The following is a 23,838-nucleotide window of genomic DNA, read 5'->3' on the forward strand; positions in this document are numbered from 1 at the left end:
CCATGACTGCCATCCAAACTGAAACTGCTGCCGCCGCCTCCCCGGAGACGACTGTTGAACACGTTCTCACCCTCGACTGCCCCGAAGGTCCGGGCATCGTGCACGCTGTGTCCGGCTTCCTGCTGGACCACGGCTGCGACATCATCGACAACAAGCAGTTCGGCGATCGTGCCGAGGGCCACTTCTTCATGCGCGTGCATTTCGCGTCCGACGGCGATGCCTCCACGGTTGATACCTTGCGGGAGGACTTCGCCCCGGTAGGTGATAAGTACAGCATGAACTGGCAGCTGCAGCCCCAAGGGTACAAGCGACGTGTGCTGATCATGGTCTCCAAGTTTGGGCACTGCCTGAACGACCTCCTGTTCCGCGCACGGATCGGCGAGCTGCCCATCGACGTGGTGGGCGTTGTGTCCAACCACACCGACCACCAGGGGTTGGCGGAGTGGCACGGGATCCCGTTCTTCCACGTTCCGGTCACCGCGGCTACCAAGCCGGACGCCGAGGGGCGCCTTCTGGAGATCATCGATGAACTGGACGTTGAACTCATTGTCCTGGCCCGCTACATGCAGGTGCTCAGTGATGATCTGGCCCGCAAACTGGATGGCCGCGCGATCAACATCCACCACTCGTTCCTGCCCAGCTTCAAGGGTGCCAAGCCCTATCACCAGGCATACGCGCGTGGTGTGAAAACTGTGGGTGCCACCGCCCACTACGTGAATGGTGAGTTGGATGAAGGTCCCATCATCGCCCAGCAGGTAGTGGAGGTGGACCACACGTTCGGGCCGGACGATCTCGTAGCCGCCGGCCGGGACACCGAATGCAAAGCCCTCAGCAACGCCGTTCGCTGGCACTGCGAGGGGCGGATCATCCTGAATGGGAACAGGACAATCGTGTTGAAATAGGGCTTGCATACCCGATTCGACGGCTTGCTGCGTGATAGATGGTTCCAACCATCCAACCCGCAGCGGGCCGTCGAATTGGCGTTTAAGGGCTTAGCCGTTCACCGCGTTGATCCAAACGCCGATAATCCACGTGCTCGCCGCGGCACACGCCAACCCGAACTCCACGAGGATCCCGATGCCCGTTGCCTTGAGCGCGGCACCACTGGATCGGACGGCTGTACGGAAGTCCCGCGTCCGTTGGACTTCGCTGAGCAGCAGCCCTACGGCAAACCCCACAAAGAGCCCCACTACGGGAATGACGAACATGCCCACCACGCCCAGCACCACGCCGATGAGCACCGACCGGTTGGGGATGCCGTGTTGCTTGAGCTTCCGTCCCGTGAGCACGGCACTGGCGGCCATACCGGCCACCACAAACACCATGCCGATGGCGAAGATCACCCAGCCGAGTGGACCGGCGCCTCCCCAGATGGCCCAGGCCAGCAGGCTCGCACCGATGAGGATGCTGCCCGGGAGTACAGGAATGATGGTCCCGGCGACACCTACCGCAATGGCCAGGCCGCACAGGATGGTCACGATCAGTTCGGCGTTCATGCCCCTCAGTCTATGCACAGCAACGCGGGGTCACTTATGGCCCCTTGAGCGCGTCATGGCGGCACGTAAGTGACCCCGCGTTGCCCTTAACCACAAACGACGGCGACGCTCCCCAGCACGGGAGGCGTCGCCGTCGTCGGTCTTGCGGTGGAAACCGCTACCGGGTAACCCCTATTCAGCCACGGCGGCAGCAACTGCCGCGGTGACGGCCGGTGCCACGCGGGCATCCAGAGGGCTCGGCACGATGTAGTCCGCGGAAAGGTCTTCAGCGGCCAGCTCAGCGATGGCGTTGGCTGCGGCGATCTTCATGGCGGGCGTGATGCGGCGGGCCTTGGCATCGAGTGCACCACGGAAGATTCCGGGGAAGGCCAGAACGTTGTTGATCTGGTTCGGGAAGTCACTGCGACCGGTGGCAACAACGGCCGCGTACTTCTGGGCAACCTCGGGGAGAACTTCCGGGTCCGGGTTGGACAGCGCGAACACAATCGACTGATCGTTCATGAGCTTCAAGTGCTCTTCGTCCAACTTGGAGGAGGAGACGCCCACAAAGACGTCTGCGCCCGTCAGTCCCTCGCCCGGGCCGCCGGTGATGCCACGGGGGTTGGTGCGCTGGGCCATGCGGGCCTTGACGCTGCCGGGGTCTGCCGCAAGATCGGCACGGTCAGCGTTGACCACGCCCTTGGAGTCGAGCAGGATGACGTCCTTGATGCCAACAGCAAGAAGAATTTCGGCAATGGCGATGCCGGCGGCGCCCGCACCGGAAACAACAACCTTGAGCCCGGCCAGTTCGCGCTGGGTCACCTTGGCGGCGTTGGTCAGGGCTGCAAGAACCACGACGGCGGTGCCGTGCTGGTCATCGTGCATGACCGGGCAGTCGAGGGCTTCGATGAGGCGCTCTTCGAGTTCGAAGCAGCGGGGAGCGGAGATGTCTTCAAGGTTCACGGCGCCGAAGCTGGGGCGCAAGCGGACCAGGGTCTCAATGATCTCGTCCACGTTGGTGGTGTTGAGGACCAGCGGGATGGAGTCGAGGTCCCCGAAGGACTTGAACAGGGCAGACTTGCCTTCCATGACCGGCAGGGAGGCGCTGGGGCCGATGTTGCCGAGGCCAAGGACCGCGGTGCCGTCGCTGACTACAACAACCAGGCGCTCGGCCCAGGTGTGGGTGCGGGCAAGCTCGGGGTTGGCGTGGATTGCGCGGCTGACCTGCGCGACTCCGGGGGTGTAGGCGATGGAAAGGTCGCGCTTGTTGTTCAGCGGCACGGTGCTGGAAATGGTCAGCTTGCCGCCTTCGTGGGCTGCGAAGATCTCTTCTTCGGTCAGTACCAGGGCGTCGTTGTCTGTAGCAATTGTCTCAATGGACACGTCTTTGTCTCCTCAGGCTAGCCGTGGACCCACGGCATGGTTCGGGCAGGAACAGAACTGCTGTAGCGGACCAAGGATGGCTGGTCCGGCGTTGCTTCTGCAGGTAGGGGGCTGCTAGCCGCTTCGGTGTTTCCAGCCTAGGGAGCCTGAGGAGGTACAAGATTCAATACCAAGAGAGACGATTCGAGAGTAAAACGTTCAACCAGCTCCAATTGTGATCCACGTCATGCGAAAAACCGTGTTCAGAAGCCCTGCTGGTCTAGACCAGAGTCCACATTCCGTCATTCTCCGGTCAGCAGCGAGCAGGCTTTCTTCAGATCTTTTTCGGCTTCAAAGAGCGACAACCGTCGGCATCGAACGGCTTGGACAAGTCCACTAACGAGGTGGAGCAGGATCCTGGCACGCACGGAATCCTGGCCGGTGTCCTTGCTGAGCGAACCCACCACCTCCTCGGACAAGGCATCGATCTCGCGCAGCAACTGTGCGGTGTCGTCGTCCTTGCCTGCAGGACGGATCAAACAGTGCTCCACCCCCGGCTGCATGACCCTCAGATGGAAGATTTCCATCATCAAACCCGCGAGCGCGTGACCTTTACCTTCGCGGCGACGGACGCCATCCCGGAGCTCCCGCAGCTGCTGCCTGTACACGGCCAGCATCAGGTGGGCTGTGGAGGGAAAGTAGCGGTACAGCGTGCCGAGCGGGATATCAGCCCTGGCCGCGACGTCGGAAAGGCTCAGCGTATCGAACTGCCTTTGGGCAAAACCCGCAGCAGTCTTCAGGATGCGGGCATAACGCAGCTGCTGCCGCGGGGTGGTGGGCGCGGCAGCCATACGGGGCAACCCCGTGGTCAGGTCAAGGGAATACGGTTCCAGTGAGTTTGAGGCGGGCATTTCCGGCGATCTCTTGGCAGGCTGACAAGGAAGCGGCCGGCTGGGGTCATAGACCCTCGGCTGGCCGATCGCATCAATGATACGGGAGCTATATGACCGTTTCCTGAGAGCTCTCCAGCCAAGAAAGCGCGCATGCCGCTCCCTGCCATTGGCGCTCCGCGCACATACACTGCAGGCAGGTCTGGATCACGGGAGGAACGCATATGGGGACATTTCGACGCCGGATGGCAGCAGCGCTGCTGACCGCAGCTGTGGCGGCCATGGCACTGAGTCCGCTCCCGGCGTCGGCCGCCCAAAGCAGCGGACCCGATCCCGTCCTCAGTGGAGAGGCGTTCGTCGGCGGCAAGCTCACCGTAGACATCGGCCCGTACACGTTCTACGGCTGCGGCGGCGGCAAGGGAACGGACTTCACCATCTACTGGACCAGGGACGGATTCCTGGTGGCTGGCGAGACAGCCCGGACTTACGCGCTGCAGCCCGACGACACCGGGGCCCGGATGGCCGCCCATGTCACCGCCAGCAAGACGGCCTGCAGCGGCGATTCCCTGCACAGCGACGAAACCAAACCCGTGGGCGCCGCCAACCGGGCGGCCGGGTTCACGGGCAGGAGCTACGAGTTGCTGGCCCGCGGCACCGACGGCGCCTTGCAACTCTACGGCCGCAAGGGAAGCGCATGGGAAGCGGCACGGACGGTGGGCTGGGGTTGGAACATCTTCAACCTGACCTTCTCGCCGGGCGACTTCAACGGCGACGGCAAGGGCGATGTGATCGCCAAGGACTCTGCAGGAACCCTGTATCTCTATGCCGGCGACGGAACCGGTGGATGGAAACCGGCACAGACCATTGGTAAGGGCTGGAACGTCTTCGACACGATCCTGAGCCCCGGAGACTTCAACGGCGATGGCCACAACGACGTCCTGGCCCGCGAACCCGGCGGCGCTCTTTACCTGTACCCGGGCAATGGTTCGGGGGGCTGGTTGGCGAGGACCGCCGTCGGGCAGGGCTGGCAGATGATGGATGCGCTGCTGACGCCGGGGGACTTCAACGGCGACGGCAACGTGGACGTACTGGCCCGGGACCGCAGCGGATATCTCTACTTCTACGGCGGCAACGGTGCCGGCGGATGGACGAGGTCATGGTTGATCGGGGTCGGCTGGAACGCGCTGAAAGCAGCGGGTGCCGCCGGGGACTTCGACAATGACGGTTTCAACGATGTTTATGGCGTCGATCAGCAGGGTCGATTGGTGATCTACTACGGCAACGGGCGCACCGGATGGCGCGGGTCTGAGATCGCCGGTCATGGTTGGAACGGATTCACAGCGATCTTCTAGAGAAAACCCCTGCGCGGTAGAATTAGCCCCATAAAGTCTGGGGAGGACATCATGAACGCACCAACGCGCCCTACGTCAGGTGTGCGCCGGGTGGTGGCTGGCATTGCAGCGGCGGTCGTCGCCTCACTCGCCTTCGCGCCGGCACCCGCCATGGCAACCATGGATCCCTCGAATCCCGTGGTTCACGGTGCGCCCTTTGTTGGCTCAACACTCACGCTTGAAATCGATCCTGCTTCCTACCGTGGCTGCGGCGCCGCTGCCGGCCCGGACTACGGCATTTACTGGACCCGCGACGGCGTTCGAGCCCAGGACCACTGGGCGTGGTGGACCTATACGCTCGATGAGTCAGATCGTGGCAAGACCATCGCAGCCCATGTCGTGGCCAGCCAGAATGGGTGCGAGCCGCTGGAAGTCTCCAGCGAAGAGACCGCCCCGATCTCCGCTTCCAACAGGGCGAACGGCTTCACCGGGCGCGGTGCTTTTGAGATACTCGCCCGCCGCACCGACGGCACCCTCATGATGTATCCGCGCGTCAACAACGCCTGGGAATCCGCCAGGACAGTGGGGCCGGGCTGGAACGGCTTCGGAGCTGTGGTGTCCCCCGGCGACTTCAACGGCGACGGTGCCAACGACATCCTGGCCAAGGATTCGGCCGGCAATCTCTTCCTTTACGCGGGAACAGGCAACGGCGGTTTCCTCGCCGGGCGCCAGGTAGGCAGCGGCTGGAACGCCTTCAACTCGATCGTTTCCCCCGGCGACTTCAACGGCGACGGCACCAATGACCTCCTGGCCCGCGACGCCGGCGGCCTCCTCTACCTCTACCCGGGCAACGGAAACGGCGGCTGGCTTACCCGCTCCGTGGTGGGCAGCGGATGGAACGTGGTCAACAGGATCATCACCCCCGGCGACTTCAACGGCGACCACAACGTGGACATCCTGGCACGCGACGCAGCTGGAGCCTTGCGCCTGTATAAGGGCAACGGCGCGGGAGGCTGGGCCGGTATGACGGTGGTCGGCCAAGGGTGGGGCGGCATGGCTACCATCGGCGCGGCCGGCGATATTGACGGCAACGGCAACGTGGACGTCTACGCGGTGGACGGCTCCGGCCAACTGCTCGCCTACTACGGCGACGGCGACGGCGGCTGGAACGGCGCCGGTGCCATCGGTTGGGGCTGGGGCGGTTTCAACGCAGTCTTCTAAGACTTGGGGGATCTTATGACATTTCATTCTTCCGCCTTGGCTTCCGGACGTCCGCTGCGGCTGGGTTTCCACCTCCTTCTGGCCATTCTCCTGTGCGCCGCCCTCGCCATCGCGGTTCCGCCGCCGGGTGCCAACGCAGCAGGACCGGCGCCGCTGCCTACCGTGGTGACGCGGACTTCACCCGCCACCGTGGTCCCCGGCAATACCATCTCCCTCTCCTTCACCCTGAGCGGGCCGGCCCGGGAAGTGGGATTCGCGTTCGTCAACGAGGACACGCTGGAGCAGGCAATTCTCTATGGACCCACCAGCGCGGCTCCGGGACCATACAGTGCGCAGGCCAAGGTGCCGGTCAACGGAAGCGCGTTCAAACGCACGGGCCGGTACAAACTCCTCAGCGTCAACATTGTGCTTCCTGCGGGGCAGGGATCCGTGCGCTACGGCCGTGACGGCAACATCCTCTTCCTGAGCCAAGGCCTCGACGCGCCAACGCAACGGCCCGGCACCCTGGACGGCGTCGACTTCTCCGTCAACAACCCCAATTTCCCGCTCATCGACAACCCCAATACCAAAACACCAGTGGTGTCCGGAGTGGCCCGCTACGACCAAGTACTGACCACTGACAACGGCACCTGGACCTACCCGCCCACTGGCTTCGCCTACCAGTGGCTGCGGAACGGCCAACCCATCCCCGGCGCTACCGTCAACAGCTACCGGGTAGCCGAAGCCGACCTGGACCAGACCCTGTCCGTCCGCGTCACGGCCACCCGGGCAGGGTACCGGGCTGTGTCGGCATCCTCCCTGCCGCTCACCCCCACCTCCCCCATTACCGCAACTGCCCCGGCGCTCCAAGGCAAGCTGACCGTGGGAGAAAAACTCACGGGTGCTTTCAGCGAGGGCAGCGTCTCCACCGGGACGGCCGGCGGCGCCGTCAGCGTGCGGTACGAATGGGTGCGGAACGGTACCCCGATCAACGGGGCCACCGCCAAAACCTACACGCTGACCGCTGCCGACCGTGGCGCCGTCGTCGGCTTCCGCGCAGTGGTCCAGGCCGGCAATCCGGCCACGGCCACTCGCCCGTTCACGGTCTACAGCCGCACTGTGGTGCGGAACAAAGCCCACACAGCAGGTTTCGACGCCGGTGCCTCCTTGGACCTGTTCGCCCGGAACGCCGCGGCGAACCTTCTGCTCTACCCGACGGACGGCGCCGGACGATGGCAAGCGGCGAAGACCATCGGGTATGGCTGGGATGTTTTCGACCTCGTGTTCAACGCCGGCGACTTCAACGGCGACGGCTTCAACGACGTACTGGCCCGGGATGATGCCGGCACCCTGTTCCTCTATCCGGGCAACGGGACCGGCGGCTGGCTGCCGCGCAAGGAAGTCGGATGGGGCTGGGACATCTTTGACTCCGTCATCGCAGCCGGCGACTTCTCAGGGGACGGCGCCAACGACCTCCTGGCCCGCACCCCTTCAGGAGCTCTGGTCCTCTACCCCGGGAACGGCGTGGGCGGTTTCCGCTCCCCGGGCGCAGTCGGCCAAGGTTGGGATGCCCTCAGCCAGGTCTTCTCCCCCGGCGATTTCGACGGTGACGGCAACCCCGACGTCATGGGCCGCGACAATGCCGGGAACCTCCGTCTCTACGGCGGCAACGGCAGCGGCGGCTGGACCACTGCACGGTCCATCGGCACCGGCTGGAACGTCATGTCGCGCACCGGCGGCGCGGGAGACTTCAACGGCGATGGCTTAAACGATGTCTGGGCCATCGACGCCTCGGGCCAGCTGAACATGTACTACGGCAGTGGCAGCAGCGGCTGGAAGGGCGCTGGCGTTGTTGGTTGGGGCTGGGGCGGATTCACTGCGGTTTTCTAAGCCGATTTTGGTTGAGTTTTGGGTTTGACGTGCGACACATTCCTGCAAATAACGATATTCCAAACCCAATAAGTGTTACCGGGATCACGGGGCTGTATTGTCATTTCAATTGGCCTCCACAGGCCGCTCTGGTCTGCACCATTTGGGGGAATCTTGGGGTCTCATCCTGCTCTGCGCTTTCGTGCTGCGTCCACCGCTGTCCGGGCGCTCCTGCTGACGCTGGCCTTCGTTCTTGCAGCGGTGGTGGTGACGCCCGTTTCACCCGCCGTAGCCGCCACACCGGTCCTCGCCACGTTCGTGCAGACCTCCGCTGCAACGGTCGACGTCGGGGCTCCTGTCAGTTTCAACTTCACGACTTCCGTCGCGGTCAAGCGTGTTGAGGTGGGGCTGCACAGTGTTGCCGGGAAGCATACGTTGGCGTGGACAGCTGGTGCCGGCGGTGCCGCGGCTGCTGGCGCGAGCGCCGGGACTGTTGCAGGCGTCGCCTCCCCGTCGTCCTGGCCCAACGGCGCGATCGAGGTCAGTTACGTCCAGGTCGTCACCACGGCGGGTGCTTCGCAGGTGTATTACCGCGGTGGCGGCGTCTATCCACCGGGCACCGGCGCCGCGCCTTTTGGTGACCCCGCCGCACAGGACTTCAAAGTCAGGAACCCTTCGTTGCCCTACGCAGCGCCCGTTCCTACATCGTTCCTGCCGGCCAAAGCCACGTTCGCGCCAGGACAGACCGCAGGGGTGCAGGTCAAGCTCTCCCAACTTGCCCAGGCGGTCCGGATGGTCTACCGGGATGCTTCAGAGGTCACCCCCTTCGAGCTGACGTGGGCGGGTAACCCAGCGCCTGGCCCCCAGACCATCACGGCCACCGGGGCCATCACGGCAGCGCAGGCTTCGGGAAAGTACACCCTGGAGCGTGTGGAAATCTCCTACTTTGACGGTCTGGCCAAGGACTCCTACCTTCGGGATGGGACGATGGAGCGGACCTCACCGGTGCCGTTGGGCACGGCCGTTCGGGCAGGACTGGCAACAGGTGACATCACGGTGAGCAACCCGGCCAAGGTGCTGCAGAAACTGAGTCCCTCGGTGGCGCCACGTGTCGCGGGGGACCTGGTTCCCAATACGATCCTGACCATCCAGCCAGGAACGTGGCCCGTAGAACCGTCATTCTCGGAAATCCAGTGGTACCGGAACGGCACTCCCATCGACTACGCCACCAAGGACACCTACCAGTCCAACATGTACGACGATCCCGCAAACATGATCTGGGTCAAGATGACCGCGCGGGCTGCCGGATACCTCCCCACCAGCGTCTCAACGTTGGCATTCGGGCCGATGCCCCGCCGGGTCTGGGTCAGCAACCTGCGCATCACCGGTGACGCGTCAGTGGGCGGCGTCCTCCATTTGGAGCATGGTGCCGCCGGCGTCGACCCCGAGGGCGGCCAGGCCAGCTACACCTACGTCTGGAAACGCAACGGCACTCCTATTCCAGGCGCCACCTCCCGGGACTACCGGACCACCCTGGCGGACAAGGGAAACATCATCACTGCAGGGGTAACAGCCCGCTTCGATGCAGGCTCGGCCATTACCGAGGTTGTTGACCTTGTGGGACCGTTGGCAAACAAGACCCGCGGCAAGGGCTTCAACGCAGACGGCACGGGGGACATTTTCGCCCGGGATACCGGCGGTAACCTGTGGCTGTACCCCAGCAACGGCAGCGGCGGCTGGTTGCCCTCCCAAAAAATCGGCCAAGGCTGGAACGGGTTCAACTCGCTCTTCTCCCCTGGCGACTTCGACGGCGACGGAAACGTTGACGTCATGGCCCGCGATGGTGCCGGACGACTCTTCCTCTACCAGGGCAATGGCCAGGGCGGCTGGCTTCGATCTTTCCAGATCGGTCAAGGCTGGGGGTCGGTCAAGGACATCGTGGCACCGGGCGACTTCAACGGTGACGGCACCGCAGACCTTATTGCCCGGGATGCTTCGAACACCATGGTGATGTATCCCGGAAATGGACGTGGCGGCTTCCTGACCCCTTACACACTCAGTGGCGGGTGGGGCGATTTTAATGCCTTCATCTCTCCGTCGTCGCGTTCCATCTTCGCCCGTGACAACTCAGGCAACCTCCGGTCCTATAGCGGCTCCGGAAATGGATACTTCCACGAAAACGCATGGACGCCCAACGTCTTCGGCGCTTATGCGGGCTATGGCTGGGAAGGTTTCAGCAGGATCGGCGCACCCGGAGATTTTGACAGTGACGGGGTCCCTGAGGTGTACGGGATCCACCCCGATGGACGGCTCACCATGTTCTACGGGCTGGGCCATATCGCCCTCAAGCGCCAAGCGACCATCGGCTGGGGCTGGAACTCCTTTAACTCCGTCTTCTAGCCATGCCCACAACCACTTCACACCATTCGGGGGAAGACGTCATGACCACTCGCACCGTTGCAGGGCTAAGCCCCACCAAACTCCGCCCTCTTGCTGCCTTGCTGGGAGTCCTCCTGGCTGCGATGCTGTTGGCGCCGGCCTCGCTCCAGCCTGCGGAAGCGGCTGAAGACCCTGTACCAAAAATCGTTGCCGCCCAACGGGTATCCACCCCCACGGTTGCTGTGGGGGCCACCGTGAAGATCGCCTTTACCCTGGCGCAGCGGGCCCAACGCGTCGAGTTCCGCTACACCGACGAATCCCATGTCACCGAACACCGCGTCATTTGGTCGGGGACACCCGCAGCCGGGCCACTGACAGCGACCGCCTCGGCCGCCGTGGCAGCCGATACCTACTTCAACGGCACCCACACGCTGCAGAGTGTGATCATCACCTACGGCCAACGAATGCTCACCTACAACCGTGGCTCCACCTACGAAGAGGTGCTCCCTGTTGCCTGGGAAACCCTGGACTTCACGGTCAGCAATCCCGCCAACGTCCTTGTTCCCAACGACAACATCACCCTGCCGGCTCTCGGGATCCGGAAAGAAGCGGGCTACTCCTATCCTGCCTTCGACGTCAACCACGGAACGTGGTCCGCGCCGCCGTCGTCCTATACGTACGAATGGTTCCGCGACGGCGTCTTCAAGTCCTCCGGCAGCAACTGGTTCGATGTTTCGGGCAAGTACGCCGGAACCGGGTCCGGGCTCACGCTTAAACTCACCGCCCTGGCAGCCGGGCACCTTCCCGAGACCGTCGAGACCAAACCCTTCTACCTGGCGGCCGCCGCGGACCCTGTGATCGCCGGTTATCCAGGGGTGCGGGGGTCCGTGAAGGCAGTGTTTGATCCCTCCACCATCAAGGGACTCCCCGCGGGAGCGAAACCAACTGTCAGCTACCAATGGCTCCTGAACATTGCCGATCCCATCCCTTCGGCCACAGGGGCAAGCTACAGCCCCAAGCCCTCAGATGCCGGCAAGAAACTCGGGGTGACGGCCGTTGTCAGCTACGACGGCAGCGTCGTAGGCCTCTTCCGCAGCGCTGATGTGATGGTCAAGCATCAGTCACTCCTCCGGGACTTCGACGGCGACGCCAAACCGGATGTCATCACCAGAAAACCCAACGGCACACTGACCCTTTTCCGAGGGGACATCTATGGCCAGTTCAAAAGCGCCACCAAGGACATCGGCTGGGGATGGGCCGGCTTCACTGCGCTGATGTCTCCCGGTGACTTCGATGGCGACGGCGCAATGGATGTGATGGCCCGCGATAAGTCCGGTCAGCTGTGGCTTTACCGCGGAAATGGATCCGGCGGCTGGCGCGGCTCTTCTGTCATCGGGACCGGCTGGGCAGGTTTCAGCGAGATCATTCCGGCCAGCGATTTCAACGGTGACGGGACCAGCGATGTCCTGGCGCGTGACCCTCAGGGGCGCCTCTTCCTCTACCCCGGCAACGGGAGGGGCGGATGGCTTACCCCAACGCAGGTTGGACAGGGGTGGCAGTCCTTCAACAAGGTCTTCACTCCCGGCGATTTCAGTGGCGACGGAGTCTCCGATTTCCTCGCCCGCGGGACAGACGGGAAGCTCAGCGCCTACTACCCCAACGGTAAGGGTGGATGGTTGTCGTCGAGGACGCTGACAGGAAACTACTCATCCAGCATCTACCTGGGTGGATTGGGCGGATTTAATCATTCCGACCGCTACAACTACTTCTTCAGCGTCTCTGACCAAGGCGTGTTCACCACCGAGGCAATGGGCAGCGACTGGAACAGCTACTATCGCCAGACCAGCCAGGCGGGGACGGGATGGGGTTACCTCACTGCCGTTTTCTAAGCTGATTTCGGTTGATTTCAGGGTTTGACTTGTCTTTTCGTTGAACATTTGCCAGCAAATTCCCAGACTGTCGTTCCCGCGTTGTACCCTCAAGACACTTATACCCGCCGGCCATCCGGGACCGGCTTGATTTGGGGGAACAATGGGGATCACTCCTATGCGCCGCGTGCGCACCTGGCTCGCCGCACTGACTAGCTGCATCGTTGTGGTTGTTGGCCTGGGACTGGCTCCTGCCGTGCAGGCTGACGACACTTTTGCACCGGTTCCGGTAGCGGTCTCCACGACGCCCCATTCGATCGCTGCCGGAGGACAGGCCTCCTCCAGGGTTACCCTCCAAGCCTCCGGCCCCATCAGCGACGTCTATGTCCTATTCAGGAACACGGCCACTGGAAAGCTGCACACACAGATGACCCAGGGTTCCTACAGCGCGGCTGATTCGACCTACACGTTCGAGATCTTCTTTGCCCAGGGCACTCCGCCGGGAACCTACCTGGCCCAATACCTGCAGATCCAGACCACCGCAGGCCAGGAGTTCGGATACTGGCGCGACGGTTCGCTGATCCACAATCCAGGCAACCTGCCAGACTCCGGCACTGCCGCTGTTGCGCTGAATGCGTTGGACTTCAACTACATCACTCCGGTGGACCTGGACCGGCCCCATACTTCCGGTTCCTACCGCGCCGAGTACTGGGATCCGTACACCATGAGCCTCTTCATTCGTGATTCCTGGGGACGCCTGGGGCTCTTCCCCACGGGTGGAAATGGGACGTGGAAGCAGGCCTACGAAGTTGGTTCCGGGTGGAACATCTTCAATCTGATGTTCTCGGCCGGAGACTTCAACAATGACGGAGAGAACGACGTCATTGCCCGTGACGGCGCGGGGTCGCTCTTCCTCTACCCCGCGGACGGGCAGGGCGGCTGGTATCCCCGCCAGCAAATCGGCTGGGGCTGGGGTATCTTCACGTCCGTTTTTGCTGCCGGCGATTTCAGCGGCGACGGCAACAACGACCTCCTCGCACGCAAGCCTTCCGGCGAACTCGTCCTGTATCCGGGCAACGGGTCCGGCAGCTTCCTGGGGGCGACAACCATTGGTTGGGGTTGGAGCGGCATGACGTCCGTCTTCTCCCCCGGCGATTTCAACGGCGATCACAAGCCCGATGTCCTGGCCCGCGACGGGGCAGGCAACTTGCACTTCTACGGCGGTAACGGCTCCGGAGGATGGACCACCAGCGGCACGATCGGCCAGGGGTGGAACGCCATCACCAAACTGGGCGGCGCCGGGGACTTCGACGGCGACGGCGCCAACGATGTCTGGGGCATCGACACCTCAGGCCAGATGCGCATGTACTACGGCAACGGCTCCGGAGGCTGGAAGAGCTCCGGAGTTGTTGGATGGGGTTGGGGCGGGTTCAACGCGGTCTTCTAGGCCCTCCTCACGGCTTTTGATTGAGGGCCTCCTCCGGGTTTCTTCGGGGAGGCCCTCCTTCACAATGACTTCGATTTCACGGAACCATTTACCGGGCAAAGCCGAAAATGTAGTGTCATCTCAATTGATCTCTGCTGGCCCTCCGGCCAGTCACTTCTTGGGGGAATCCTTGGACCTTCTTACTGCCCTGCGGTGGACCGCGCCCAACCCTGCGCGGCGGCTGCTGACCGCTTCCCTGCTGGTGGGCGCCCTGAGCAGTGCGCTGCTGGCGGCTCCTGCCGATGCAGCGCCGGACCTTCAGAACTCCGGCCAGGAACTCATGGTGCAGCCAGCTGCTGCCCGAACTGTCTACATGGGGCAGCCAAAACTGACTGGCGACCCCACCGTAGGGGGCCTCCTCAAAGCGGAACTTGGCGGATACGCTCCGTTCGTCATCCCCGAGGGTGGCACGCCTTCGTTCACCTACAAGTGGACCCGGGACGGTCAAGCCATACCAGGCGCCACAGGCTCGACCTACCGGGCCACCCCAGGGGACCGCGGCAGGGTAGTCGCCGTCTTCGTCACGGTCTCCTACGACGCCGAGTCACGGCTCACCCTGCAGGCGGACTACCCGCTGAGGATCGCCGCCAAACCCCGGGCACGCGGATTCAACGGCGACGACACCCTGGACATCTTTGCCCGCGATGCCGCAGGCCGCCTGCTCCTCTACCCCACTGACGGCCTGGGCAACTGGCGTGCAGCCCAAGTACTCGGAACAGGATGGAATGTCTTCAACACCCTGTTCTCTCCGGGCGACTTTGACGGTGACGGCACAGTGGACGTCATTGGCCGCGATGGACAGGGACGGTTGTTCCTCTACCAGGGCAACGGAACCGGCGGCTGGAAGAGTGCCTTCCAGATCGGCCAAGGCTGGCAGGATTTCCGGACCGTGTCCTCGGCGGGTGATTTCAACGGCGATGGAAGCAACGACCTCATTGTTGTGGACCGCTGGTACCAAGCCATCCTCTACCCCGGCAACGGCAGGGGTGGCTTCCTTCAGCCCTACGGCGTTGACACCTATTGGGTCAACGGCGATCCGATCTTCACAGTGGGCCACTTCGGCGGGACGAACAACCTGGGAATTGTCAGCCGAAACTACGGCTATCTCCGGCTTTATGAAGCCAGCCGGAGCGGCCGTCTGGATGGCAGCCGTACCGATATCGGATGGGGGTTCAATGACTTCCCGTTCGTGGGTTCAGCGGGTGACTTTAATGGCGATGGCACGGTGGACATCTTCAGCGTTGACACCGCAGGACGGCTGACGATGTATTACAACAAGGGCGCAGAGTACCTGAACAGCGGCCGCCCGGACATCCGATGGTACGGACAATCCACCGTCGGGTGGGGCTGGGGTGGCTTTACTGCCGTCTTCTAGGCCTAGTCAACGCTCTTGATCTTCACCACAAACACCGCTCCCAGGAGCCCAATGACCGCGGCGGCGACGTACAGCGAGACGTAGCCGCCCCAGTAAAGGACAAACGGAGAGGCGATCAACGGGGCGATCACCTGCGGTAAAGAGTTGGCAATATTGATAACGCCCAAGTCCCGGCCGCGGTCCATTCCCGTGGGAAGGACCTGCGTGATGAGGGCGAAGTCGACGGCGAGGTAGGCTCCAAACCCGATCCCCAACACCACTGCACCGGCAAGCCCGCCGATCCACGTTGGTGCGAAGGCGAGGATCAGCGAGGCCAGCGCAATGATGACCGACGACGCGATCACCAGTGGTTTCCGTTTGCCCATCTTGTCGCTTAGCCGGCCACCAAGCACGCTGGTAATGATGACCGAGACCGCGTACAGCCCCGTAAGAATGAGGACACCAAAGGAGGGATCGATTCCCTCAGTTTCCTTGAGCCGCACAGCATCACTCAGGAAAAACAACAAGTACAACGTGACCATGTGGTTGCCTGTACTTACCAGCAGACGGGTCAGCCAAGCCCACGCGAAATCCGGATACCGTTTGGGCGAGACCCAGAAGCCCTTGAGGAAGTCTGCCAGATTGAAGGGCGGGCGCTCAGTTGGTGGAAGCTGCTGATCGTCATTCTTGAAAAGGTAAAGCACGACGCCGGCCAGCAACGCCGCAGCGCACAGCCAGTACCCGGCCGCAAAGTTCCCAACGACGACCGCTGCGATCACCGCGCCGATCAAAATGCCTACTGTCTGTCCCATGGCGGCGAGTCCGCCTACAGTTCCGCGCTGTGGCACCGGGACGCGGTCAGGTACGGCGGCCGTAATAGCGGCGTACATGGCGTTGGCTCCGGCCTGCACAAGGCACCAAAGCAAAGTCATTGCTGCAACGTTGGGAGCACCGGCCAAAGCAACGAGCGCAACAGCTCCCAGGATGGCGCCCATCAGGACCCAAGGAACACGGCGACCAAACCGGGACGTCGTGCGGTCGCTGAACGCCCCGAAAAGTGGGTTTGCCACCATGGAAACGGCCGCTCCACAGCCAGTGACCAAGGCAAGGATCGCTTCTTTCTGGCCTTCATCAAAGTGGGCTGCCTGCAGGCCCAGGAGCACTTGGAGGGGGCCAAAGAACGCTGCGTTGATGCCGAGGTTGACCAGCACAACGCCGGTAACCCAGATCGGCCTTACCCTGGCAACAGGTTCGGCAAGCGCCGTGGTGTTTCCACCGCGGACGATTGCAGGATCCGGCACAGGACCCGGCAGGTCAGACAAGCTCATGGCAGGTTCCCCCTCATTGAATGTTTGGATTCAGCCTAGCGCGGCGAAGCGACACTGAACCGCCGTTATGCCCTTTATCCACATAGGCCGCTGCCAGCGCTGCTTTAGCCCCCTCGCGAGCGCTAGTGTGGCCTCACAGCAATCGAGGAGAAGCACTGTGAGCAAGCAAATAAATACGGCCGATCTCTACGACGAGCGCGGCGAGGAACTGGAGTCCATAGCCGTTCAGTTCCTCAATCTGGGAGGCCAAACCCATTTCAGTGGGCCGGTCCGCACTATCCGGTGCTTTGAGGATAATGCGCTGGTGAAAACGGTCCTCAACACACCCGGTGAGGGTGCCGTGCTGGTCATTGATGGCCAGGCATCTCTGCGGACGGCACTCATGGGAGACCTCATTGCCGCGAGCGCTGTGGCCAACGGCTGGTCCGGTGTGGTGATCAATGGTGCCATCAGGGACCGGGAGGCCATCGCCCGCCTGCCCCTTGGCGTCAAGGCACTTGGGAGCAACCCGAAGAAGAGCGCCAAGACGGGAGTTGGCGAAGTGGACGTAGAGCTGGTGATCGATCGCGTCCGCATCCAACCCGGCGTGATGATCTACTGTGACCCGGACGGCATCCTGATCGAGCGCTGACTCTTCGGTGGGGCCCGACTTAGAGCAAAAGTGGAAGAAATATTCTCCCGGCGGGAATCAACTTGGTCGTAAGATAGTTACTGAAAGCAACTATCCTGCTTAATCCACTTTTCTGCCACCTCTGGAGAAGATATGTCCAAAACCACGCCCGTCCGGGCCGCCGGCGAGGTTCTGACCCACCGTCAGACACTCACCGTCATGGTGGGACTCATGCTCGGCATGTTCCTGTCCTCGTTGGACCAGACCATCGTGTCCACGTCCATCTACACCATTGCGAACGATCTCGACGGCCTCTCGCTTCAGGCCTGGGCCACTACCGCATACCTCATCACCTCAACGGTGAGCACGCCCCTGTATGGCAAGCTCAGCGATATCTTCGGTCGCCGCCCGCTCTACCTCGTGGCCATCGTGATCTTCCTGGTGGGGTCTTTGTACGCGGGATCCGTCCACTCCATGACGGAGCTTGCCATCGCCCGTGGCATCCAAGGCCTGGGAGCCGGTGGCTTGCTGGCTTTGGCGCTGACCATCATCGGCGACATCGTGGCGTTGAAGGACAGAGCCAAATATCAGGGCTATTTCATGTCCGTCTTTGGCATTTCCTCCGTACTGGGCCCTGTGATCGGTGGAGCCTTCGCCGGCACGTCCAACATTCTGGGCTTCGACGGCTGGCGCTGGGTCTTCTTCATCAACTTGCCCATTGGGCTGGCCGCTCTTGTGGTGGTCTTCATGTATCTGCATCTGCCTGCGAGGCACGTAAAGCAGAAGATCGATTATTGGGGTGCTGCCGCTATCACGCTGGCCATTGTGCCGCTGCTGCTGGTAGCAGAACAGGGCCGCGTGTGGGGTTGGGCGTCGGCTGCGTCCTGGCTCTGCTACGGCCTCGGCGTCATCGGCATCGTGGCGTTCCTGCTCGCAGAGAAGCGGGCAGGTGACTACGCGCTCATTCCGCTGCGTCTCTTCAAGAACATGACGTTCGGTCTGTCATCGCTGCTGAACTTCATTATCGGCATTGGCATGTTCGGTGCCATCGCCATGCTGCCAATGTACTTGCAGTTGGTAAAGGGCCTCACACCCACCGAGGCCGGCCTGATGATGATCACGTTTACCGTGGGCATCCTGTTCGGTTCCATTTCGGCCGGCCGCACCATCTCGTCGTCCGGCATCTACAGGGTCTTCCCGATCATGGGCACAGCCATCCTGGCAGGCGCTGCCACCGTCATGGGCTTGGTGCTCGGCGTCGATACCGGTTTATGGGTACCGGGCCTGATCGCCGTGTTCTTCGGCGTGGGACTGGGATTCTGCATGCAGCCGCTCACCCTCGCCATGCAGGTGTCCGTTCCGCCCAAGGACATGGGCGTAGGCACGTCCACGGCCGCCTTCTTCCGTTCGATGGGTGGCGCAGTAGGCACTGCCGTATTCATCTCCATGTTGTTCAGCGTCGCGGCCGACAAGATCGCCGACGGTATGAAGACCGCTGCTTCCAGCCCGGACTACCAAGCGGTCATGAAGGACCCGGCCGTGGCATCCGACCCCGCCAACGCCAAGCTGTTCGACTTCTTCAAGAACGGCGCCAACAACGAGTCCTTGAACGACACCAGTTGGCTCCACACTGCCAACAGCACGCTGACCAGGCCCATCACCGAGGGCTTTGCCCAGGCGATCGATATCGTCATGCTCACGGCAGCCGGACTCATGCTCATCGCGTTCCTGATCAGCTTCGCGCTGCCCAACAAGAAACTCACCGACCCGAAGGCTGCAGCCAAGGAATCGGTGCCCGCACACTAATTGCCGGCTCATCACGAGTTGGTCGGTCACGAGTTGGTCGGTCACGAGTTGGTCCGCGAAGAACGGCAGGCAGTCCTCGGACTGCCTGCCGTTTTCCTTGAGCTACCGGATTCGTCTACTCCGGTCGATTGCTTCTAGTGCGAAGCCCTCATGATCTCGATGGCCTGCTCCAGATCCCCGCGGAGGTCGCGGTCCTCCACCTCGGAGGGCAGGGTGAAACCCGCCCGCATCATGGCGCGCAGGCGGCCGCTGGCAAACTCTTCGGGCCGCCGCCCCTGCAGGCGAAGAGCCCGTGAAGCGCACACAAGCTCGCTGGCGGCGACAGTGGCGAGTGCGTCCGCCGTCGACTCCAACCGCGCTGTGGCGACGCTTGCAAAGCTGGCATCCTCCTCAGCGCCTAGCGAGAGCACCACGGTCTGCAGGCTAACCGGTTGGGCGTCGGCACGAATCCGGCCGACGGCGGCCGCGGCCACATATTCGAGCATCATCAGCCCTGACTGACCTGAACCGTCCTCAGCCAGGAACGGGTGCAGGCCCGTGTATTTGGGGTCGCACAGGAGGTCGATCCTCCGCAAGTGGGTTGCACACGCCGCGCCGATAGCCAGTTGCAACGCGTCCACCCGGCGGGCGAGGTTGGTCATTTGGAAGAGCCCGTGGTGGGCCACATCATTGCTGCCGTCGGACGGCGAGCCGTGTACGAGCGGATTCTCATGTCCTGCTGTGACAAGGCGACTCAGCAGAGCACCCAAGGACTTGAGTTCCTCTGTTTGGGACCCGAAGACCTGCGGCAGCGTCCTCAAGCAATAGGGATCTTGGATCCGGGCTGGCTGGCCGCTGCCTTGGACCATTGAATGAAGAGTGTGTGCGGCATCGGCTACGGCGGACGTGTCGGCCGCTGCTGCCACGGCCGGACTCAGAGCTTCGGAATTGCCGGACATCGCAATGAACGAGAGTGCGGCCACCGACGCTGCGTTGTCCAAAAGCGTCGACAGTTTTTGTTGCGCCAGGACCCCTTGAGCAATGGTCAGCGCACTGGAACTGATGAAGGGCAGGGCATCAGCCGTGGCCCACCCCTTAAGGCGAACCGGAACCTCACCCCTGCCCAAGGGGGGACGTTCGCCCAGCATCGTCAGCGCCGTTCCGGCTAGTGCCTGCAGGTCCGCAGTTCCGATTCCACCGAACTCCCGGATTTCAGGAACCACGTCGGAGTTGATGAGTTCCACCAAGGCTTCGGCAATGACGGGGTTGATTCCAGATCCACCGGCCGCCAGCTGGCTGAGCCTGACCACCAACATCGCCCGGACGGTCCTGCGGGCAAGAGGCTTGCCGGCGTCTACAGCGTGGCTGCGCAGAAGCTTCAGTCCGTGAGTGTCCCCGCCGTCGGCTTCCATCAGGGAAACCGCGCGGTTCGCTCCGACGCCGGTGGAGCGGCCATAGACGGGACGCTGCAGCGCCGTAGCTTCCGCAGACTTCCGCGATTCATCCATTCGGACCATGGCTTCCGGAGCCAAGGTGACGTTCTCGCCGTCGGCTACTGCGGCGACGTCAGCCAAGTCCAGTGTCAAGCCATCGATCACGATCATGAACCGATCCTTTCTCTTCAGTTGCGTGGGCTCATCAGCCTCGTGCACTAATCAGTTTCCGGCGCAGTGCAGTAGAAGCAGTCCTCCGGACAAGATAACTGGGTTTGTCCTACGCCTGTATTGGCTCGGTGCGGGTATTCCTCCCGATCCCGAACATGAATCCCGGCATCAGGCTGGAGGGCCAGAGGCGAAAGTTGTGCTGTCATCGTCCACCAGGGGTCAGATGAAACCCATCCCCTGCGTGGAAAAGCTTCCGAATCCCAGTACTGGAAAGGACCCAAAGAATGGTTCCATCGGCGGTCCTGTCAGCGACAATCCCCCGAAACGGATGGTGGCCCTGTTTTGTCATGGTCACCGGTGCTCCGATAGCGGCTGATGCCCACACCGCCGGGCTTTGCCTGTCCATGGTGCGTCTCCTCGCTCTCAGAAAGTGTGTTTGGACTTTGCATACAAGCTGATGCTTGCGGTTTGTCCCAGGGCGGCCACGCAAAATGCTGTGCATAGCCGCCCTGGGATTCCTGCGAGATCCGCTAGCGCGTGCCAACAGCCTCGTTCATGGGGATGCGGACGCCGCGTTCGTTGGCGACGTCGATGGCGCGGTCGTAGCCGGCGTCGACGTGGCGGATGACGCCCATACCGGGGTCGTTGGTCAGGAGCCGTTCCAGTTTCTGGGCTGCCAGTTCCGTGCCGTCAGCGACGGAAACCTGGCCAGTGTGGATGGACCGGCCAATACCAACCCCACCACCGTGGTGGATGGACACCCAGGTAGCGCCCGAGGATGCAGCAGTCAGTGCGTTCAGCAACGGCCAGTCCGCGACCGCGTCCGAGCCATCCTTCATCGACTCGGTTTCCCGGTAAGGGGACGCCACGGAACCCGAATCCAGGTGGTCACGGCCGATCACGATCGGAGCCTTGACCTTGCCCTCGGCGACGAGCTGGTTGAAGAGCAGACCAGCCTTATGGCGTTCACCGTACCCAAGCCAGCAAATACGGGCCGGCAGGCCTTCGAATTCAACCCGTTCGGCCGCAGCGTCAATCCACTTGTGGAGGTGCTTGTTCTCCGGGAACAACTCCTTGATGGCCTTGTCCGTCACCGCAATGTCTTCCGGATCGCCCGAGAGCGCAACCCAGCGGAACGGGCCCAAGCCCTCGCAGAACAACGGACGAATGTACGCCGGGACGAAGCCAGGGAATTCAAACGCACGGTCATACCCACCCTTGCGGGCCTCGTCACGGATCGAGTTGCCGTAATCAAAGACCTCAGCTCCGGCGTCCTGGAACTCCACCATCGCCTGGACCTGGCGGGCCATCGACGCCTGGGCCTTCTTGGTGAACCCTTCCGGATCAGCCTCAGCCTCGGTGTGCCACTCGGCCACCGTGATGCCCTCCGGCAGGTAGGACAACGGGTCATGAGCGGAGGTCTGGTCCGTGACCACATCGAACGTGACTTCGCCGGCCTTGTGGCGGCGCAGCAATTCGGGGAAGACTTCCGCGGCGTTGCCCACGTAACCGACGGACCAGCCGCGGCGCTCGTCCTTTGCGGTCTGGACTTTGGCGATCGCAGCATCCAAATCGGTTTCGACCTCGTCCAGGTACCGCTTACCCACACGCCGACGCAGGCGGGACTCGTCCACATCAACAATCAAGCACGCACCATCATTGAGCGTCACCGCCAACGGCTGCGCCCCGCCCATGCCACCACAACCACCAGTCAACGTCAGGGTCCCTGCCAGCGGCCCTTCCGTGGAACCTTCCGCCGCCGGTGCCGGGTGGCGGCCCTCCGCGGCGAGCTTATTTCCGACAGCAGCGAACGTTTCGTACGTGCCCTGCAGGATGCCCTGGGTGCCGATGTAAATCCATGACCCAGCAGTCATCTGCCCATACATCATCAAACCCTCAGCCTCGAGCCGGCGGAACTCAGGCCACGTCGCCCAATCCCCCACCAGGTTCGAGTTCGCCAACAACACCCGCGGCGCCCACTCATTCGTGCGGAAAACACCCACCGGCTTCCCCGACTGCACCAGCAGCGTCTCGTCCTTCTCCATGGTCTCCAGCGTCCGGGTAATCGCATCAAACGCAGCCCAGGAACGCGCTGCACGGCCCGTGCCACCGTAAACCACCAAATCATCAGGACGCTCAGCGACCTCAGGATCCAGATTGTTCATCAACATGCGCAGCGGCGCCTCGGTCTGCCAGGACTTGGCAGTCAACTCCGTACCCCGGGCAGCCTTGACCGGGCGGGCTCCAGTAGTGAAATCGGCAGTCATTCTTTACTCCTCTAAAAGCAACCGGCAAAAGCGAACAGCTGGATTAGCCCAGGTTCTTTGTCTTGAGCCATTCCTTGGCGATTTCGCCGATGTCCTCGAACTTGGCCACACGGCCGTTCATCTTGATGAGATCCTCGGTGGTCAACGCAGCGGAGACCTTATCCAGCGTTTCCTTGATGGTGTCCGTGGACTTCTTCTCGTTGATGACCGGCACGATGTTTTCAGAGAGGAAGAGGTTCTTGTTGTCTTCAAGCGCCACGAGGTTGTTTTCCGCCAGTGCAGGATCGGTGCTGAAGAGGTCGGCTACCTGTACCTGACCGGAAAGGAGAGCGTTCAGCGTGAGCGGACCACCGGCGTCGAGCGCTGAAAATTCCTTGAACTCCAGGTTGTAGACAGACTTAAGGCCAGCAACGCCGTTGAGGCGGGTCTTCCACTCCGGCGGGCCGCCCAAAACGAGTTCCTTGGCAACGGGCTGGAGGTCTTCGATGGTCTTCAGCTTGTACTGTTCGGCGATTTCCTTCTTAACCGTGAGGACATCCTTGTCCTCCGCTTCGGAAGGAGTCAGTACTGTCAGGCCGGCCGGGATCTTGGTGGTCAGTTCCTTGGCGACATCCTCGGATGAAACGGCCTTGGTGGCGGAGTCGAGGTACTGCAGGAGTGCGCCGCCGTATTCCGGCATGAGGTCGATGGAACCGTCCTTCAGTGCGGGGATGGTCACCTCGCGGCTGCCGATGCTCGGCTTCTCGGTGACCTCGACGCCTTTGGCCTTAAGTGCTTCGGCGTAGATCTTGGCGATCAGCTGGCTTTCCGGGAAGTCCGCGGAACCGACGATAATGCTGTCCCCCGAAGCACCCGCTGCGGCGGTATTTGACGAGCTCATGGGGTCCCCGCCGCCACAGGCGCTCAGGGTGATGGCAGCAACGGCTGCCAGGGTGAATCCGGTGAGGTACTTCTTCATGTCAACTCTCCTGGGATGGGTGCTGCAAGGCATGCAGCGGCCAGATGGGGTGGGGTGGAGGTGAATCCGCGC

Annotated in this window: 17 protein-coding genes; 10 read left to right on the forward strand and 7 right to left on the reverse strand. The window is 62.5% G+C overall.

The features are described from left to right. The first annotated feature begins 2 nt into the window (after positions 1 to 2). The gene (gene purU / locus ABQM86_RS19660; RefSeq protein WP_337341072.1) at positions 3 to 902 is read left to right on the forward strand and encodes a formyltetrahydrofolate deformylase; all 900 of its coding nucleotides are present in this window, start codon (positions 3 to 5) and stop codon (positions 900 to 902) included. 90 nt (positions 903 to 992) lie between these two features. Here the strand turns inward: purU and ABQM86_RS19665 are convergent, their stop codons facing one another. From ABQM86_RS19665 to ABQM86_RS19675, 3 genes are all read right to left on the reverse strand, one after another. Next, positions 993 to 1,496: a DUF456 domain-containing protein gene (locus tag ABQM86_RS19665; protein WP_280624304.1), complete on the reverse strand. Its 504-nt coding sequence runs from the start codon at positions 1,494 to 1,496 to the stop codon at positions 993 to 995. Between the two features lie 171 nt (positions 1,497 to 1,667). After that, entirely contained in the window at positions 1,668 to 2,858 is a 1,191-nt protein-coding gene (locus tag ABQM86_RS19670; protein ID WP_207595290.1) for an NADP-dependent malic enzyme, read from the reverse strand. A gap of 281 nt (positions 2,859 to 3,139) precedes the next feature. Further along, complete coding sequence (locus ABQM86_RS19675) at positions 3,140 to 3,748, reverse strand: TetR/AcrR family transcriptional regulator (protein ID WP_207595291.1); 609 nt, start codon at positions 3,746 to 3,748, stop codon at positions 3,140 to 3,142. A 203-nt stretch (positions 3,749 to 3,951) separates the two neighbouring features. On the opposite strand from ABQM86_RS19675, the gene ABQM86_RS19680 reads away from it, so the two are divergent. The 7 genes from ABQM86_RS19680 to ABQM86_RS19710 all read left to right on the forward strand — a co-directional run bounded on the left by ABQM86_RS19680 (position 3,952) and on the right by ABQM86_RS19710 (position 15,235). Beyond that, positions 3,952 to 5,079, forward strand: a complete 1,128-nt coding sequence (locus ABQM86_RS19680) for an FG-GAP repeat domain-containing protein (protein WP_369745354.1) — start codon at positions 3,952 to 3,954, stop codon at positions 5,077 to 5,079. 51 nt (positions 5,080 to 5,130) lie between these two features. After that, the gene (locus ABQM86_RS19685; protein ID WP_369745355.1) at positions 5,131 to 6,279 is read left to right on the forward strand and encodes an FG-GAP repeat domain-containing protein; all 1,149 of its coding nucleotides are present in this window, start codon (positions 5,131 to 5,133) and stop codon (positions 6,277 to 6,279) included. Between the two features lie 15 nt (positions 6,280 to 6,294). Further along, on the forward strand, positions 6,295 to 8,148 hold the full coding sequence (locus ABQM86_RS19690) for an FG-GAP-like repeat-containing protein (RefSeq protein WP_369745356.1): 1,854 nt from the start codon (positions 6,295 to 6,297) through the stop codon (positions 8,146 to 8,148). Between the two features lie 153 nt (positions 8,149 to 8,301). Further along, on the forward strand, positions 8,302 to 10,527 hold the full coding sequence (locus tag ABQM86_RS19695; RefSeq protein ID WP_369745358.1) for an FG-GAP-like repeat-containing protein: 2,226 nt from the start codon (positions 8,302 to 8,304) through the stop codon (positions 10,525 to 10,527). A 41-nt stretch (positions 10,528 to 10,568) separates the two neighbouring features. After that, positions 10,569 to 12,395, forward strand: a complete 1,827-nt coding sequence (locus tag ABQM86_RS19700; protein WP_369745359.1) for an FG-GAP repeat domain-containing protein — start codon at positions 10,569 to 10,571, stop codon at positions 12,393 to 12,395. Between the two features lie 142 nt (positions 12,396 to 12,537). After that, complete coding sequence (locus tag ABQM86_RS19705; protein WP_207595297.1) at positions 12,538 to 13,821, forward strand: VCBS repeat-containing protein; 1,284 nt, start codon at positions 12,538 to 12,540, stop codon at positions 13,819 to 13,821. 169 nt (positions 13,822 to 13,990) lie between these two features. Continuing rightward, a complete protein-coding gene (locus ABQM86_RS19710; protein ID WP_369745361.1) occupies positions 13,991 to 15,235 on the forward strand; it encodes an FG-GAP-like repeat-containing protein in 1,245 nt (414 codons plus the stop codon). Positions 15,236 to 15,237: 2 nt separating this feature from the next. Here the strand turns inward: ABQM86_RS19710 and ABQM86_RS19715 are convergent, their stop codons facing one another. Next, on the reverse strand, positions 15,238 to 16,542 hold the full coding sequence (locus ABQM86_RS19715) for an MFS transporter (protein WP_207595299.1): 1,305 nt from the start codon (positions 16,540 to 16,542) through the stop codon (positions 15,238 to 15,240). Between the two features lie 157 nt (positions 16,543 to 16,699). Here ABQM86_RS19715 and rraA point away from each other — a divergent pair, with 157 nt between their 5' ends. Together rraA and ABQM86_RS19725 are read left to right on the forward strand one after the other, a co-directional pair. After that, positions 16,700 to 17,173, forward strand: coding sequence for a ribonuclease E activity regulator RraA (gene rraA, locus ABQM86_RS19720; protein ID WP_207595300.1), 474 nt, complete (start codon positions 16,700 to 16,702; stop codon positions 17,171 to 17,173). A gap of 132 nt (positions 17,174 to 17,305) precedes the next feature. Next, positions 17,306 to 18,958 (forward strand): MDR family MFS transporter, encoded by a 1,653-nt coding sequence (locus ABQM86_RS19725; protein WP_207595301.1) that lies wholly within the window; start codon positions 17,306 to 17,308, stop codon positions 18,956 to 18,958. Between the two features lie 134 nt (positions 18,959 to 19,092). Here ABQM86_RS19725 and ABQM86_RS19730 read toward each other — a convergent pair whose 3' ends face one another. The 3 genes from ABQM86_RS19730 to ABQM86_RS19740 form a co-directional block, all read right to left on the reverse strand. Beyond that, entirely contained in the window at positions 19,093 to 20,541 is a 1,449-nt protein-coding gene (locus ABQM86_RS19730; protein ID WP_369745362.1) for an aromatic amino acid lyase, read from the reverse strand. A gap of 530 nt (positions 20,542 to 21,071) precedes the next feature. Next, positions 21,072 to 22,808, reverse strand: coding sequence for a urocanate hydratase (locus ABQM86_RS19735; protein ID WP_369745364.1), 1,737 nt, complete (start codon positions 22,806 to 22,808; stop codon positions 21,072 to 21,074). A 43-nt stretch (positions 22,809 to 22,851) separates the two neighbouring features. After that, positions 22,852 to 23,766 carry an ABC transporter substrate-binding protein gene (locus tag ABQM86_RS19740; RefSeq protein WP_369745365.1) on the reverse strand — a complete coding sequence of 305 codons (915 nt, stop codon included), beginning with the start codon at positions 23,764 to 23,766 and terminating at the stop codon, positions 22,852 to 22,854. Positions 23,767 to 23,838: the final 72 nt, after the last annotated feature.

It is taken from the genome of Paenarthrobacter sp. AMU7 (genome assembly GCF_041200195.1).
Taxonomy (GTDB): domain Bacteria; phylum Actinomycetota; class Actinomycetes; order Actinomycetales; family Micrococcaceae; genus Arthrobacter.